The organism is Actinomadura miaoliensis (assembly GCF_039536785.1).
Lineage (GTDB): Bacteria > Actinomycetota > Actinomycetes > Streptosporangiales > Streptosporangiaceae > Spirillospora > Spirillospora miaoliensis.
The window spans coordinates 56050-70918 of the sequence record NZ_BAAAZG010000051.1 but is presented as its reverse complement, the minus strand read 5'-3'; the positions used below and the strand labels follow the sequence as shown (position 1 = coordinate 70918).

The 14869-nt window shown below is 74.1% G+C and carries 12 protein-coding genes; 5 read left to right on the top strand and 7 right to left on the bottom strand.

Annotated elements, in window-relative coordinates; translation table 11 throughout:
• Nucleotides 1-32 precede the first annotated feature (32 nt).
• Both pknB and ABD811_RS32275 read left to right on the top strand, forming a co-directional pair.
• Nucleotides 33-1976 carry a Stk1 family PASTA domain-containing Ser/Thr kinase gene (gene pknB, locus ABD811_RS32280; RefSeq protein ID WP_344955345.1) on the top strand — a complete coding sequence of 648 codons (1944 nt, stop codon included), beginning with the start codon at nt 33-35 and terminating at the stop codon, nt 1974-1976.
• A 91-nt stretch (nt 1977-2067) separates the two neighbouring features.
• Nucleotides 2068-2976: a deoxyribonuclease IV gene (locus ABD811_RS32275; protein WP_344955343.1), complete on the top strand. Its 909-nt coding sequence runs from the start codon at nt 2068-2070 to the stop codon at nt 2974-2976.
• A gap of 477 nt (nt 2977-3453) precedes the next feature.
• Here the strand turns inward: ABD811_RS32275 and ABD811_RS32270 are convergent, their stop codons facing one another.
• From ABD811_RS32270 to ABD811_RS32250, 5 genes are all read right to left on the bottom strand, one after another.
• Entirely contained in the window at nt 3454-5208 is a 1755-nt protein-coding gene (locus ABD811_RS32270) for a sodium/solute symporter (protein ID WP_344955341.1), read from the bottom strand.
• A complete protein-coding gene (locus ABD811_RS32265; protein ID WP_344955339.1) occupies nt 5205-5585 on the bottom strand; it encodes a hypothetical protein in 381 nt (126 codons plus the stop codon). The genes ABD811_RS32270 and ABD811_RS32265 overlap by 4 nt, the downstream gene beginning before the upstream one ends.
• Nucleotides 5578-6660 carry a LytR/AlgR family response regulator transcription factor gene (locus ABD811_RS32260; RefSeq protein ID WP_344955337.1) on the bottom strand — a complete coding sequence of 361 codons (1083 nt, stop codon included), beginning with the start codon at nt 6658-6660 and terminating at the stop codon, nt 5578-5580. The genes ABD811_RS32265 and ABD811_RS32260 overlap by 8 nt, the downstream gene beginning before the upstream one ends.
• 117 nt (nt 6661-6777) lie before the next feature.
• Nucleotides 6778-8064, bottom strand: a complete 1287-nt coding sequence (locus tag ABD811_RS32255) for a sensor histidine kinase (protein WP_344955335.1) — start codon at nt 8062-8064, stop codon at nt 6778-6780.
• Between the two features lie 97 nt (nt 8065-8161).
• Nucleotides 8162-8791: a sulfite oxidase-like oxidoreductase gene (locus tag ABD811_RS32250; RefSeq protein WP_344955334.1), complete on the bottom strand. Its 630-nt coding sequence runs from the start codon at nt 8789-8791 to the stop codon at nt 8162-8164.
• A gap of 262 nt (nt 8792-9053) precedes the next feature.
• On the opposite strand from ABD811_RS32250, the gene aroF reads away from it, so the two are divergent.
• From aroF to ABD811_RS32235, 3 genes are all read left to right on the top strand, one after another.
• Nucleotides 9054-10097 carry a 3-deoxy-7-phosphoheptulonate synthase gene (gene aroF, locus ABD811_RS32245; RefSeq protein WP_344955332.1) on the top strand — a complete coding sequence of 348 codons (1044 nt, stop codon included), beginning with the start codon at nt 9054-9056 and terminating at the stop codon, nt 10095-10097.
• A 337-nt stretch (nt 10098-10434) separates the two neighbouring features.
• Nucleotides 10435-11361, top strand: a complete 927-nt coding sequence (locus ABD811_RS32240; protein WP_344955330.1) for a DMT family transporter — start codon at nt 10435-10437, stop codon at nt 11359-11361.
• A 54-nt stretch (nt 11362-11415) separates the two neighbouring features.
• A complete protein-coding gene (locus ABD811_RS32235) occupies nt 11416-12300 on the top strand; it encodes a DUF5954 family protein (protein WP_344955329.1) in 885 nt (294 codons plus the stop codon).
• Nucleotides 12301-12322: 22 nt separating this feature from the next.
• On the opposite strand, the gene thiI is transcribed toward ABD811_RS32235, so the two are convergent.
• A complete protein-coding gene (gene thiI, locus ABD811_RS32230; RefSeq protein WP_344955327.1) occupies nt 12323-13558 on the bottom strand; it encodes a tRNA uracil 4-sulfurtransferase ThiI in 1236 nt (411 codons plus the stop codon).
• Between the two features lie 207 nt (nt 13559-13765).
• A complete protein-coding gene (locus ABD811_RS32225; RefSeq protein WP_344955555.1) occupies nt 13766-14791 on the bottom strand; it encodes a 6-phosphofructokinase in 1026 nt (341 codons plus the stop codon).
• Nucleotides 14792-14869: the final 78 nt, after the last annotated feature.

The following is a 14869-nucleotide window of genomic DNA, read 5'->3' as shown; positions in this document are numbered from 1 at the left end:
GCGCACCGGAAAAGCCGCCTAGACTCGCAGCGATGGACACGACGGTTGCCGACCCCCTCGTCGGGCGGGTACTCGACGGGCGCTACCGCATTGAGTCCCGTGTCGCGCGCGGCGGCATGGCCACGGTCTACGTCGCCCGCGACCTGAGGCTCGATCGCGTGGTCGCCATCAAGGTGATGCACGCCAACCTCGCGGCCGACGACGAGTTCGTCGCCCGCTTCATCGGCGAGGCCAAGGCGGCCGCCGCGCTGTCGCACCCCAACGTGGTCGCGGTGTACGACCAGCGCACCGACGGCGAGCACGTGTTCCTGGTCATGGAGTACGTGCCCGGCCGCACGCTGCGCGACCTGCTGACCGAGCGGGGACGCCTCGGCCCCCGCGCCGCGCTCGAGATCATTCAGCCGGTGCTGGCCGCGCTGAGCGCCGCCCACCGGGCCGGCCTGGTGCACCGCGACGTCAAGCCGGAGAACGTGCTGATCACCGAGGACGGCCAGGTCAAGGTGGCCGACTTCGGGCTGGCCCGGGCCGAGAGCGCCAGCAAGATGACCAAGACCGGGCTGATCATCGGCACCGTCGGCTACCTGGCGCCCGAGCAGGTGCTGTCGGGCAACGCCGACGTGCGCACCGACGTGTACGCGGCCGGGGTGATGCTCTACGAGCTGCTCACCGGCGAGCTGCCGCACCAGGGCGACACGCCGCTGGCGGTCGCCTACAAGCACGTCAACGAGGCCGTGCCGCCGCCGTCGGGCCTCGTGCCGGGCCTGCCGCAGCAGCTGGACGTGCTGGTCACCCGGGCGACCGCGCGCGAGCCCGCGCAGCGGCCGCAGGACGCGGGGCAGTTCCTGGCGCTGGTGGCCGAGGTGCACGGCGGCCTGCCGCCCGACATCGACTGGCGCGTCGAGCAGGCGTCCTACGGCCGCACCGCCGTCATGGAGGCCCCGCAGCCCCCGCCGCCCGTGCCGGGGCTGCCGCACGGCGGGCGCACCGCCGTGCTGTCGCCCGCCGAGACCGGGCCGTCCCTGGTGCCGCCGGGCGACCACGCCCCCAGGCGAGGGGTCGGCGCGACCGGCCGGTACGTCCTGATCGCGATCGGCGCGGTCGCCGCCGTGGTGCTGGCCTGGTCGGTGTGGTACCAGACGTCCGGCCAGTACGACCACGTGCCCGACCGCCTCATCGGCATGAAGGTGGCCGACGCCCGCCAGGCGCTCGCCGACGCGGGCCTGCGGGCCCGGATCGCCCCCGAGGTCTACAGCGACCGGGTCGACAAGGGCGAGATCGCCAAGGCCGACCCGGCGCCGGGCACCCGGATCGCCAAGGGCGAGACGGTGACGCTGACCCCGTCCAAGGGCCGGGTGCCGCGCGAGGTGCCCGACGTGCGCGGCCGCTCCCTGGACGACGCCAAGCGCATACTGCGGGACAAGGGCCTGCAGCCCGGCCGTGAGAGCAGCACCCCGTCCCAGACGGTGGCCAAGGGCCGCGTGGTGCGCACGAACCCGGCCGCGGGCGAGAAGCAGTCCCCCGACGTGCCGGTGCAGATCGTCGTCAGCAGCGGCATGTCCATGCCGAACGTGGTGGGGCAGAAGGGCGACGACGCCGCCAACCGGCTGCGCTCCATGGGCCTCGACGTCAAGATCGAGCGGCGCCGGGACGGGAGGCGGCCCGGTGACACGGTGCTGTCGCAGAACCCCGAGCCGGGTACCGGCGTGTCGTCCGGGGACGAGGTCACGCTCGTGGTCAACCGCCGCGACTGCCTGTTCGGCGAGTTCTTCTGCGACGACGACCGCGGGCGCGACCGGGGCGACCGCCTCCCGGTGCCGCCGGTGATCGGCCAGTCGTTCGACGACGCCAAGCGCGCGCTCAAGAGCTCCGGCTTCAAGGTCAAGATCGGCAGCAAGCTGGGCGACCGGGTGGTCGGGCAGAACCCGCTGCCCGGCTCCTCCGCCCAGCGCGGCCAGGAGATCACCATCTGGGGCTGACCGCCTCAGGGCGGACGCGCACGACGGCCGGGCGGGGTCGACGGGCGGGATGGACGGACACGGTCCGGCGGGCAACTATGCTGAGCGGCCTATGGCCTCCTCATCCGTGACCTCGTCCTCCACCGGCACGTCCTCCGCCTCGCCGGCGCCGGCCGTCGTGGGCGGCCCGGTCGGCGCGCACGTCCCGGTCGCCGGCGGGCTGGCCACCGGCGGCCTGAAGTACGCCGCCGAGATCGGCGCCGAGGCCGTCCAGGTGTTCGTGTCCAACCCGCGCGGCTGGGCGCTGCCGGAGGGCCGGCCCGCCGAGGACGCCCGGCTGCGCGAGCAGGACGACCTGCCGGTCTACGTCCATTCGGCGTACCTGGTGAACTTCGGCTCGCCCAGCGCGGAAACGCTGGCCAAGTCGGTGGCGTCGGTGCGGCACGCGCTGCGCCGGGGCCGCGACATCGGCGCGCGCGGCGTGGTCGTGCACACCGGCTCGGCGGTCAGCCAGTCCTACGAGGACGCCATGCGGCAGGTCCGCGAGCAGGTGCTGCCGCTGCTGGAGGAGATCCCCGACGACGGGCCCGACCTGCTGCTGGAGCCCATGGCCGGGCAGGGCAGGATGCTGTGCGCCAAGGTGGAGCAGCTCGGCCCGTTCTTCGAGGCGCTGGACCACCACCCCAGGCTCGGGGTGTGCTTCGACACCTGCCACGCGTTCGCCGCCGGTCACGACCTGTCCGCCCCGGGAGGGGCGGCCGCGACGATCGACGCCCTCGTCGAGACGGTCGGCGAGGGACGGCTCAAGCTCGTCCACGCCAACGACTCCAAGGACGCCTGCGGGTCGGCCAGGGACCGGCACGAGAACATCGGCGCGGGCCGGATCGGCGAGGAGCCGTTCGCGGAGCTGTTCCGCCACCCGGCCGTGGCGGGCGTCCCGTTCATCATCGAGACGCCCGGACGCGCCCCCGAACCGCACCGCAAGGACGTGGAGACCCTCAAGCGCCTGCGCGACCGCTGAGACCGCGGGCACCGCACCGCCGAGGTCGCATTACACCGCACCGGGCCGGCCCCACAGACGGAAAACGGCCCGGGCGTCGCTGAACAACCCCCCGACTATTCAGCGACGCCCGAGCCTCACGCCGTCGGATCCCACCCCCCCGGTACGGGATCCGACGGCTCCTGATCCGGCTTTTCGGTGCCGTGCCGGATCTCCTCTGTTGTTCCGTGCGGAGGGGGCGGTTCCGCCGCCGACGGGCCGATGCGCTCGGGCCCGTGCCGCGTCCACTCGCTCCCCCCGAAGCGGTGTGGTGCGTGGTGCCAATGGAAACAGTAGAGGGATCCGATACCGATGGGGAGGCGATGGCCGGTCCCCCTCGGCCAACGGCGGGTAGCCGTCGATGTGCGTCGCGTCGCCGACCGACGAGCGGTCGATCGACGGCGACGAACGGTTTCGCCACGACGGGGGGAACGGTCCACTTTCTTCGGCGAAGAGGCGTCAACGATTGACGATTTCCTCCGGCAGGTGCAACCGGGCCAGTGCCCGGTCGGCCCGGCGGGGCACCCGGCGGCGCGTCAGCAGCGACCCGCCCACCATCACCGCGAACGTCACCGGCACGATCGCCATCGCCGGCTGCGTCAGCAGCGCGGCGGGCCAGCCGTCCCACGGCCCGCCGAACAGCCGCGTGACGGCCGCCGCCACCGCCAGGCCCCCGCCCACCAGCAGCCCGGCGCCCGCACCGAACGCCGTCAGGCCGCGCCACCAGATGCCGAGCAGCAGCAGCGGGCACAGCGAGCACGCCGACACGGAAAGCGCCAGGGTGACCAGCCTGGCCGCGCCGATCGCGCCGACGTCCTGGGCCAGCGTCAGCGGAACGCCGAGCGGCACGGCCAGCGCGAACACCGTGCCGAGGCGGAAGGCCGCCACGCCGCCGCGCAGCACCCGCTGCGACACCGTGCCCGCGATCGCCACCACGATGCCGCAGGACGTGGAGATGAACGCGGCGAACGCCCCCGCCGCGACCAGGCCCGTCAGCAGCGCGCCCGCGGTGCCGGGCACCAGCCGCTGCGGCACCATCAGGATGGTCGCGTCGGTGTCGCCGGTGACGAGCAGCTCGGGCGTGTAGAAGCGGCCGAGCGCCCCGTACACGGCCGGGAAGAGGTAGAACAGGGCCAGCAGCACCGGCACCATCGCGGCGGTGCGGCGCGCCGTCCTGCCGCAGGTGTCGGTGTAGAAGCGCATCAGGATGTGGGGCAGCCCCATCGTGCCCAGCAGCACGCCCAGCAGCGCCGAGTACGTGGCGAACAGCGGGTGGTCGTGGCCCCGGGCGAACGGCAGCGCCCAGGTGTGGTCCTCCTGGATCGGCAGCCGTTCGGCGTGCGGCACCCAGGCCCCCGCCGGGAACCGCAGCTCGGTGCCCTCGGCCACGGTGTGCCGGCCCTTCACCAGCCGTAGCGGCCGCCCGTGGTGGACCCTGCCGTCCAGCGCGCCGCGCACCGTCACGTCCGTGTCGGCGGGCACCCGCACGGCCACGTCGGTCTGCACCCGTACGACGGTGGCGCGGGGGAACTTCGGCGGCCCGTCCCCGGTGGGGTCGCGGCCTCCGTCCAGCCGCCAGACTGCCAGCACGGCCACGGCCGGGATCGCCACCGCGCAAACCTTCACCCAGTACTGCATCGCCTGGACGACGGTGATGCTGCGCATGCCGCCCGACAGCACCAGGCCCGCCACCACGGCCACCACCAGCGCCCAGCCCGCCCACGGCGGCGCGCCGGTCAGCACCCGCAGCGTGACGCCCGCGCCCTGGAACTGCGGCAGCAGGTAGAACCAGCCGATGACGCACACGCACACCGACACCAGGCGCCGCACGGCCAGCGACCCGAGCCGCCACTCGGCGAAGTCGGAGATGGTGTAGGCGCCCGAGCGGCGCAGCGGCGCGGTCACGAACGCCAGCAGCAGCACGTACCCGGCGACGGCCCCGATCGGCAGCCACAGCATGTCGGCGCCGTAGGCCAGCAGCAGCCCCGCCGACCCGAGGAACGCCGCAGCCGAGATGTACTCGCCGCTGATCGCGGCGGCGTTCCACAGCGGCGTCACCCCGCGCGAGGCGACCAGGAAGTCCGAGGCGGCGGCGTCGCCGGCGGGGACGCGGCCCCGCAGCGCGGTCGAGCCGCGCACCGTGGTCAGCGCCGTCATCAGGCCCAGGACGACGATCAGCGCGGTCAGCGCGATCGCCACCGCCGACGCGATCACTGGTGGTCCACGAAGCGCGCGAACTCCCGCTCGGTGCGTTCGGCCCGCCACAGCTGCCGGACCGCCAGGGTGATCCAGACCGGCTGCACGCACAGCACCAGCAGCGGCCAGGCCAGCGGCACCCCGTGCACCCGGGCCCGCGCCAGCGCCGGGACCAGGATCAGCAGCAGGGGCAGCCCGATGATCGCGGCCAGCACCACCCCGGCGGTCAGCAGCGCCGAGCGCAGCTGCGCGCGGATCAGCGCGCGGGCGTACACGGCGCCGAGCTCGGTCTGCTCGTCGAGGTCGCGGGCGATGCTCCAGCCCGTGCCGACCGGCCCCCGGCGGGCCCGGTGGGTGCGCGGGTTGGACACCGCCACGCGGCGCGGCTCAGTCATCGCCGTGTCCGCCGCCGCGTCCGCCGCCGGGCCCCCACTCGTCGTCCCGCCCGTCCTGGTCGCCGTCCCGCCTGCCCCGCCCGCCGGGCCCGCCGCCCTGCTGACCCCGCTCGTCGCCCTGCTGACCCCGCTCATCGCCTTGGCGGCCCGGCCCGCCGCCGCGCCCGCCCTGGTCGCCGCGGCGCCTACCGGGCTCGCCGCGCCCGCCGCCCGGCTCACCGCGCCCGCCGCCGTCGCCGCGCCTGTCACCGGGCTCGCCACGCCTGTCACCGGGCTCGCCGCGCCGGGTGCCGGGCTCGCCGTGCCGCCCGTCCTGGTCGGCGTTGCGGAAGCGGCGCACCAGCAGGTCGCGCACCTGCCGGGTGTGGCGGCGGGCGACCGGCAGCAGCTCCTGCCCGACCTGCACGGCCGCGCGGCCGCCGTCGAAGCGCAGCTCGGTGATGTGCGCCAGGGCCACCAGCGTGCTGCGGTGGATGCGGATGAACCCGGCCGCCTCCCAGCGGCGCGCCAGCTGGGCCAGCGGCATGCGCACCAGGTAGCTGCCCTCGGCGGTGTGCAGCCGCACGTAGTCGCCCTGCGCCTCCACGTACGTCACCTCCCGGCGGGGCACCAGGCGGGTGCGGCCGCCCAGCTCCACCGGCACCATCTCGTCCTCGGGCGGACGGTCGACGGCGTGCTCCTCCTGCGCCGCGACGCGGTGGACCGCCTCGTCGACGCGGCGGACGGCCTCGGCCAGCCGCTCGGGCCGCACCGGCTTGAGCAGGTAGTCCAGGGCCCCCAGCTCGTAGGCGGTGACCGCGCAGTTGTCGTGCGCGGTGACGAACACCACCACCGGCGGGGCGGCGAACCCCGACAGCAGCCGGGTGAAGTCGAGCCCGTCCAGGCCCGGCATGCGGATGTCGAGGAACACCGCGTCGAGCCGGTCGCCGGACACCAGCATCCGGCTCAGGTTGCGCAGCGCCGCGGCGGCGTCGCTGGCCCCGGTGACGCGCTCGATCCGCGGGTCCTCCCGCAGCAGGTAGACCAGTTCCTCCAGGGCGGGGACCTCATCGTCAACGGCAAGGACGCGCAGCATAAGAGGACCCTGCCGCGATTACCGATCGTCCGCAATCGGTTTCACAGAGTGAAGGAGTTTCGCCGACGACCCGTTGACCGCACACGAGCACCGTCCCCGGCGCCGGGACGCCGGCGCTCAGTCGGGGAAGACGCCCGGGCTGTACTTGGGAACGCGCAGGTTGACCTTGGTGCCCGCCCCGACCGCCGTCTCGACCGTCAGCCCGTACTCGTCGCCGTAGACCTGCCGCAGGCGCTCGTCCACGTTGGCCAGGCCGATGCCCGCGCCGCCGCGCCGCTCGCGCCCGGCCGACAAGGGTCCCGCGGCCAGGATCTCCCGCAGCCGGCCGGGGTCCATGCCGACCCCGTCGTCCTCCACGCTGATCGCCGCCTCGGCCCCCGCGTCGCGCGCCACGATCTGGATGCGGAACGACTCGCGGGCGTCGGCCATGCCGTGCCGGATCGCGTTCTCCACCAGCGGCTGCAGCGACAGGAACGGCAGCGCCACCGGCAGCACCTCCGGGGCGACCTCCACGCTGAACTGCAGCCGGTCGCCGAACCTGGCCCGCTCCAGCAGCAGGTACCGGTCGATGGAACGCAGCTCGTCGGCCAGGGTGGTGAAGTCGCGCGGGTTGCGGAACGAGTAGCGGGCGAAGTCGGCGAAGTCCAGCAGCAGGTCACGGGCCCGTTCGGGGTCGGTGCGGACGAACGAGGCGATGGTGGTCAGCGAGTTGTAGACGAAGTGCGGGGAGATCTGGGCCCGCAGCGCGCGCATCTCGGCCTCGGCCAGGCGCGCGCGGGAGGAGTCCAGCTCGGCCAGCTCCAGCTGGCTGGACACCCACCGCGCCACCTCGCCCACCGCGCGCACGCGCGCCGCCGAGGCGCTGCCCCCGTAGGCGGCCAGCGCCCCCTCCACCCGTCCCTGCACCGACAGCGGCGCCACCATGGCCACGCGGATGCGGCACCTGGCGTCCTCGCACGACAGGACGTCCGGCCCGACCACGCGCGGCCGCCCGGACTCCAGCACCGGCCGGGCGTGCCGCAGCACCGCCCAGGCGTGCCGGGAGCCGCCGGGGCCGTCCCAGACCAGCAGCCGGCCGCAGGGCGCGTCCGGCCCGTCGTCCGGCCCGCCGGGGGGCCCGTCGTGCGGTTCGTCGTCCTGCGCGGCGGCCACCAGCGCCACCGCCTCGACGCCGAGCAGCGTCCGCAGGTGCCGGGCCGCCTTGCGGGCGGAGTCGCGGTTCAGCCCGGCGCGCAGGGACGGCGAGGCCCGCGAGATGGTGTGCAGGGTCGCGAACGTCGCCTCGTCGGCCATGCTGCCGAACCCGCGCCGGGACCGCAGCCACGGCCGGAGGGCGCACGCGCCGAGGGCAGCGGCGAGGGTCGCCCCGCAGACCAGAATTCCGGTCACGGACGGTATCAACATGAAGACACACAGTAATGCCCATGAGGGGGTGCGGCCCTGCCGTTTGGGGCAACAGGTACCGTCCAGCACAGATCAAGGGCCGCCCAGGGCGCGTCGATCAGTGGGGCGGGGCCTCGCCTTCCTCCTCCTGATACGAGTAACGCTGCTCGTTCCAGGGGTCGGCGACGTTGTGGTAGCCGCGTTCCTCCCAGAAGCCGCGGCGGTCCCTGACCATGTACTCCACGCCCCGGACCCACTTGACGCTCTTCCACGCGTACAGGTGCGGCACCACCAGGCGGACGGGGAAGCCGTGGTCGGGGGTGAGCCGCTCCCCGTTGCGGTGCGTGGCGAACATCGTCTTGTCGGCCAGGAAGTCGCTCATGCGGATGTTGGCGCTGTAGCCGTACTCGGCCCACACCATCACATGGGTGACGTCCGGATGGGGCGGGGCCAGCTCCACGACGGTCGAGCCGGACACGCCCTCCCACTCGTTGTCGGGGATGGAGAACTTGGTGACGCAGTGGAAGTCGCCGACCGCCCTGGCACGCGGCAGCCGCTCGAACTCCTCCCACGTCCAGCGGTGCTGCCCGCCCGACTCGGTCGCGCCGAACACCCGGAAGTCCCACGAGTCGGGACGGAACTTGGGCACCGGACCGTAGTGGAGGACGGGCCAGCCACGGGGGACGTACTGCCCCGGCGGCAGCGGCTTGCCGGGCGGTTTACCGGAAGGCTCATCGGGTGGGGACATGACGCGGCCATACTGCCATCCGGCGTGAGCTGAGCCATATTCGCCCCCCTCCCCTCTCACCCGCCGGGCCGTGGGTTACTCTTGTCGGGTGCGCAACGTCGTGTATTTCTTTTGGTTCGACCAGCCCGGGCGGCTGGTCTGCCAGACGCTGCGCTGACAGACCTCAAGGCGACAAGCCCCGGGCCGCTACGGCCCGGGGCTTTCGTCGTTTCAGGGCGCGGACGCGGGGTCCACCGGACCCCGCCGTATGAGGAGGCACAGCATGGTCGTCGTCATGGCCCAGGAGGCCACCGAATCGGATATCCAGGCCGTCGTCTCGCTGGTCGAGACGGCGGGAGGCGAGGCGTTCGTCAGCCGGGGCGTCGAGCGCACCATCATCGGGCTGGTCGGGGACGTCCAGCAGTTCGCGTCGCTGAACCTGCGCGGCATGGGCGGCGTCAGCGACGTGATCCGCATCTCGGCCCCGTACAAGCTGGTCAGCAGGGAGAACCACGCCGAGCGTTCGGTCGTGCGGGTCGGCGGCGTGCCGATCGGGCCGGGCACGATGACGCTGATCGCGGGCCCGTGCGCGGTGGAGACGCCGGAGCAGACCCTGCAGGCGGCGCAGATGGCGCGCGCGGCGGGCGCCACCCTGCTGCGCGGCGGCGCGTTCAAGCCGCGCACCTCGCCGTACGCCTTCCAGGGCCTCGGCGAGGCCGGGCTGAAGATCCTGGCGGACGTGCGGGCCGAGACGGGCATGCCGATCGTCACCGAGGTCGTCGACGCCCACGACGTGGAGCTGATCGCCGGATACGCCGACATGCTGCAGATCGGCACCCGCAACGCGCAGAACTTCGCGCTGCTGCAGGCCGCCGGCGAGTCGGGCATGCCGGTGCTGCTCAAGCGGGGGATGAGCGGCACCATCGAGGAGTGGCTGATGGCCGCCGAGTACATCGCCCAGCGCGGCAACCTCGACATCGTCCTCTGTGAGCGGGGCATCCGCACCTTCGAGAAGGCGACCCGCAACACCCTGGACATCTCCGCGGTGCCGGTGGCGCAGCGCCTGGGCCACCTGCCGGTGATCGTCGACCCGTCCCACTCGGGCGGCAGCCGCGACCTGGTGCTGCCGCTGACCCGCGCGGCCATCGCGGTCGGCGCGGACGGTGTGATCATCGACGTGCACCCGCACCCGGAGACCGCGCTGTGCGACGGCCCGCAGGCGCTGGTGGACGGCGACCTGCGCGAGCTGGCCCGCGTCGTGCGCGAGCTGCCGCCGCTGGTCGGCCGCAGGCTCACCGAGTCCGCCGACGAGCCCGTCCCGGCCTGACGCCTCCCCAGGCCGGACGCAGAGATCGACGCGAGACGGACGAGAGAAGGACGCGGACCGCTCGCGGGCCGCGCGGTCACCTCGATGATCGCGCGGCCCGCGCCGGATGGTAGTGTCGCGGCCATGGCGTACTGGACGGCGAACCTTGGGCCGCCCCGCTCCTGACCGGGGTGCGGCGACCTTTTCCTCTTCTTTTCCTCCGCCCGGCCCGGCGCAGACGCGCCCGGCCCGGCGACGCGTGCCGCCCGCCGCGTGACCGCGGCCCGGCGGCGGCGCGTCCGGCTGCGCCCCGGACCCGGATCATCTCGTCCGATTCGAGTTCAGGAGCGAGTCTCTGTTGTCCGTACGTCCTGATTCACCGCGCGCGCTCTCGCGCGTCGCGGCGCGCCGCGACGGCCGCCGCTCCGGCGCCTCCGACATCCTGCTGGCCGCCGTCCTGTGGGGCACCGCCGGGCCGGTCTTCACCTTGGCGCCGCACTCGGCGTCGCCGGTCTCGGTGGCCTCGGCCCGCATCGTCCTGGGCGGCGCGCTGCTGTTCGCCCTGGTGGTGTTCACCTCCCGCCGCACTGCCCTGCGGGGCCTGCTGCGGCAGGGCCGCCGGGCCTGGGTCCCGCTGGCGGTCGGCGCCGTCTGCGGGGCCGTCTACCAGGTCACCTACCTCGCCTCTGTCGCCCTCACGGGCGTGGCGATCGCGACCGTGGTGTCGCTGGGCAGCGCGCCCGCCTTCGCGGGCCTGCTGACCCGGCGGGGCCTGGGCCGCCGCTGGCTGGCGACCACGGCGGGCGCCGTCGCCGGCTGCGCCCTGCTGATGAGCGGGGGCGAGACGTCCGGGGTCGACCCGGGCGGGGTGGCGCTCGCGCTGTTCTGCGGGTTCACCTACGCCGCGTACACGATGGTGGCCGCGCGCCTGATCGAACGCGGCGCGGACGACCAGGTGGTGATGGGTTCCATCTTCGGCGGGGCGGCGGTGCTGCTGCTGCCGGTGCTGCTGGCGGGCTCACCCGGGTGGCTGCTGGACGTCCGGGGCGCGGCGGTGGCCTGCTACCTGGGCGTGGTCGGCACGACGGTGTCGTACGTGCTGTTCGCGCGCGGGCTGCGCACCACGCCGGGCGCGACCGCCACCACCCTGAGCCTGGCCGAGCCCGCCGTGGCCGCCGTCATCGGCCTCGTGCTGCTCGGCGAGCACCTCGGCGGCGTCGCGCTGGCCGGGCTCGGCCTGCTCGCCGTCAGCCTGGTGACGTTGGTGTTCCCTGCGCGAAGGTAACAAATTGGTCTGAACCACTCGCCAGGACGGGCCCGGGCGAGGATGATGACCGGCATGACGACGGGCGAGGGCGACGCCGCCGGACGGCTGTTCCCCGAGGACCTGGACGGCGTCGATCCGGTCGCCGCCGTGATGCTGGCCGACGCGTGCCGGTCCATCGCCGCCTACCCCGAGCCGGTCGCGGTGGGCGCCCTGTTCACCGCCGCCGAACGGGTCCCCGGCGGCTGGCAGGTCGTCTGCGCGTGCGATCCGCTGCCGCAGGGCGCCCTGGAGCTGCTGGCCGACCATCTCGACGACCGCGCCGCGTTCGCCGGCGGCGAGCGCGGCGCGGCGTTGCGCGCGGCGGCACGGGACCTGTGCGCCGGGCCGCCGCGCGACGAGGTGCGGGCGGGCGGCCTGCGGTTCCGCGTGGTGCGGATCGAGCAGCTGGTGCGCAACGGGCCGGACGGTCCCGAGCCGCCCCGTCCCACCGATCTCGACCTCGACCCGGGCCGCGAGCACCCGCGCGGCCCGGCGGGCCGCGCCCACGACTTCCTGCCCGACGGCTGGGCCACGCCCGACATCGCCACGGCCGAGCTGCTGTGGCAGCTGCTGGACGCGGCGGCGCGCGCGGGCACCCGGCCGCCCGAGCCGTTCCTGACGCCGCTGCCGCTGGCCCCGGCGTTCACCGTGGCCGAGCGGACGGGCGGCCGCTGGCGCCCGGTGGGCCGTCTGCACGACGCGCCGCGGCAGGCGCGCGAGGCGCTGGCCGTCTACTTCCGGCACATCGTCCCGGCGGTGGAACGCCCGGACGCGGGCCATCTGGCCGAGTACGCCGAGGCCGCCGAGCTGATGGCCGACGGCACCCGCCGCAACGGCATCACGGTCGCGGGCCGCCGGTTCCGGATCGTCCGCATCGAACGCCTGGCCCTGATGGGCTCCGACGGCCCGCGGTGCTAGCGCCGCGCCGACCGCGGGACGGTCAGCCGGCCGCTTCGGTGTAGACGGGCCGGTGCTCCTGGACGGACTCGGCGAGGCGCTCGGCCAGCTCGCCGACGTCCAGGCGCTTCTCCAGCATCCGCAGGTCCTCGATGCGGGCGCGGGTCTCGGCGCGGCGCGGGGCCAGCACGGTGCAGCAGTCCTCGTCGGGCAGCTCGGAGATCGACAGGGTGCGGATGCGGCGGGCCTGGTCCATGATCTCGGTCTTGTCCATGCCGATCAGCGGCCGCAGGATCGGCAGCTCCACCGCGTCGTCCAGGGCGGTGATGTTGGCCAGGGTCTGGCTGCTGACCTGGCCGAGGGCGTCCCCGGTGACCAGCGCGGCGCCGCCCAGGCCGCGGGCGACCAGCTCGGCGGTGCGCAGCATGACCCGGCGCTGCGCCACGACCGCCAGCCGGTCGGCGCCCGAGGACTTGATCTGCTGTTGGGCCTTGCCGAACGGCACCACCAGCAGCCGCGAACCGCCCTGGAAGCGGTCGAGCTCGCGCACCAGCGCGTACGCCTTGTAGATCGACTCCGGGCCGGTGAACGGCATGCCGGAGTAGTGCAGGAAGTCCACGCGCAGGCCGCGGCGCATCATCCGGTAGGCGGCCACGGGCGAGTCGATGCCGCCCGACAGCAGCACCAGGGCGCGGCCGCTCATGCCGACCGGCAGCCCGCCCTGGCCGGGCAGCCCGCCGGTGAACACGAACACCTCGTCCCGGTCGACCTCGATCGACAGCGTGTGGTCGGGGTTCGACAGCCGCACCGGCAGCCCGTAGGCCTCGACGATCGCGGCGCCGATGGCGCGGTCCAGCTCGGTGGAGGTCATCGGGAAGCGCTTGTCGCGGCGGCGCGAGCGCACCGCGAAGCTGCCGGTGCGCCCGGCCATCAGCGCCAGCGCGGCGCTCTCCACGCTGGCCGGGTCCTTGCCGACCGCCCAGGCGCGGTGCGCCCACACGATGCCCATCACGTCGGTGATGCGCGCGGCGAGCCGCTCGACGGCGGCCTCGTCGGAGCCGGGCGCGCGCACCACCATCACCCCGTGGCGGCGGATGATCTCCACCCGGGGCGCCATGCCGCGCACGGCCGCCCGCACGTTCTCGGCCAGCCGCCGTTCGAACCGCTCGCGGTTCTTGCCCTTGAGCACGACCTCGCCGAGTTTGAGCAGCACGCACGGCTCGCCGTCGACCGGCGGGTGCCCGGTGACGGACGCGGTCGCGGCGTCGAGCGTGGGCATGCGGGATCCTTCCTGCGAAAGTCCAGAAATGGGCAGATTTCTAGTGTGGCCCACACGCCCCAACGCCGCGACTCGTAAAGCTGTTCCCGGGCCCGTCCCGCCGTTTTCGGGCCGGGAGACCGGCCCCGGGCGAGCGCGCCAGCCGCGCGTGAAGCGAGCCGCCGGGGACGCTCCACGCGCGGATGGCGGACGAACCTTCGTCGCGGCTCAGCCGAAGAAGACCTCGGCCTCCTGGTAGCGCTCCAGCGGGACGGTCTTGAGCTCCTTGGTCGCCTCGTCCAGCCCGACCCGGACGATCTCGGTGCCGCGCAGCCCGACCATCTTGCCGAAGTCGCCGTCGCGGACGGCGTCGATGGCCTGCAGGCCGAACCGGGTGGCCAGGACCCGGTCGAACGCCGAGGGCGTGCCGCCGCGCTGGATGTGGCCGAGCACGGTGCAGCGCGCCTCCTTGCCGGTGCGCTTCTCGATCTCGTCGGCGAGCCGCTGGCCGATGCCGCCGAGCCGGACGTGCCCGAACGCGTCGAGCTCGCCGGTCTGCAGCTGCATCTGCCCGTCGATCGGGTGGGCGCCCTCGGCGACCACGATGATCGGGGCGTAGCGGGTCTTGAACCGGCTCTCGACGTACTCGACGACCTTGTCGATGTCGAAGGGCCGCTCGGGGATGAGGATGACGTTGGCGCCCGCGGCCATTCCGGCGTGCAGGGCGATCCAGCCCGCGTGCCGGCCCATGACCTCGCAGATCAGCGCGCGGTGGTGGCTCTCGGCGGTGGTGTGCAGCCGGTCGATGGCCTCCATCGCGATGTTGACCGCGGTGTCGAACCCGAAGGTGTAGTCGGTGGCGTTCAGGTCGTTGTCGATGGTCTTGGGCACGCCGACCACGTTGACGCCGTTGGCGTACAGCTCGCGCGCCACGCCCAGGGTGTCCTCGCCGCCGATGGCGATCAGGGCGTCCACGCCCAGCCCGGCCAGGTTGTCCTTGATCCGCTCGATGCCGCCCTCGACCTTGATCGGGTTGGTCCGCGAGGAGCCCAGGATGGTGCCGCCGCGCGGCAGGATCCCGCGCACCGCCTGCACGTCGAGGGCCACCGTGTCGCCCTCGAGCGGACCGCGCCAGCCCGCCCGGAAGCCCACGAACTCATAGCCGAAGTTCTGGACGCCCTTGCGCACCACCGCGCGGATGACGGCGTTCAGCCCGGGGCAGTCGCCACCGCCGGTCAGCACTCCGACGCGCATGCCCTCTCCCTCTCCTGCCATGATGGGCCCTCCCTCGACTTCTTCACTGGTCAGCCTAGTCGTCCGCACGGTCGCACA

Excerpts from the sequence above, each read along its gene's own strand:
- pknB (WP_344955345.1), top strand. The coding sequence starts at position 33 with ATGGACACGACGGTTGCCGACCCCCTCGTCGGGCGGGTACTCGACGGG.
- ABD811_RS32275 (WP_344955343.1), top strand. The coding sequence starts at position 2,068 with ATGGCCTCCTCATCCGTGACCTCGTCCTCCACCGGCACGTCCTCCGCC.
- ABD811_RS32265 (WP_344955339.1), bottom strand. The coding sequence starts at position 5,585 with ATGACTGAGCCGCGCCGCGTGGCGGTGTCCAACCCGCGCACCCACCGG.
- ABD811_RS32260 (WP_344955337.1), bottom strand. The coding sequence starts at position 6,660 with ATGCTGCGCGTCCTTGCCGTTGACGATGAGGTCCCCGCCCTGGAGGAA.
- ABD811_RS32255 (WP_344955335.1), bottom strand. The coding sequence starts at position 8,064 with ATGTTGATACCGTCCGTGACCGGAATTCTGGTCTGCGGGGCGACCCTC.
- ABD811_RS32250 (WP_344955334.1), bottom strand. The coding sequence starts at position 8,791 with ATGTCCCCACCCGATGAGCCTTCCGGTAAACCGCCCGGCAAGCCGCTG.
- aroF (WP_344955332.1), top strand. The coding sequence starts at position 9,054 with ATGGTCGTCGTCATGGCCCAGGAGGCCACCGAATCGGATATCCAGGCC.
- ABD811_RS32235 (WP_344955329.1), top strand. The coding sequence starts at position 11,416 with ATGACGACGGGCGAGGGCGACGCCGCCGGACGGCTGTTCCCCGAGGAC.
- thiI (WP_344955327.1), bottom strand. The coding sequence starts at position 13,558 with ATGCCCACGCTCGACGCCGCGACCGCGTCCGTCACCGGGCACCCGCCG.
- ABD811_RS32225 (WP_344955555.1), bottom strand. The coding sequence starts at position 14,791 with ATGCGCGTCGGAGTGCTGACCGGCGGTGGCGACTGCCCCGGGCTGAAC.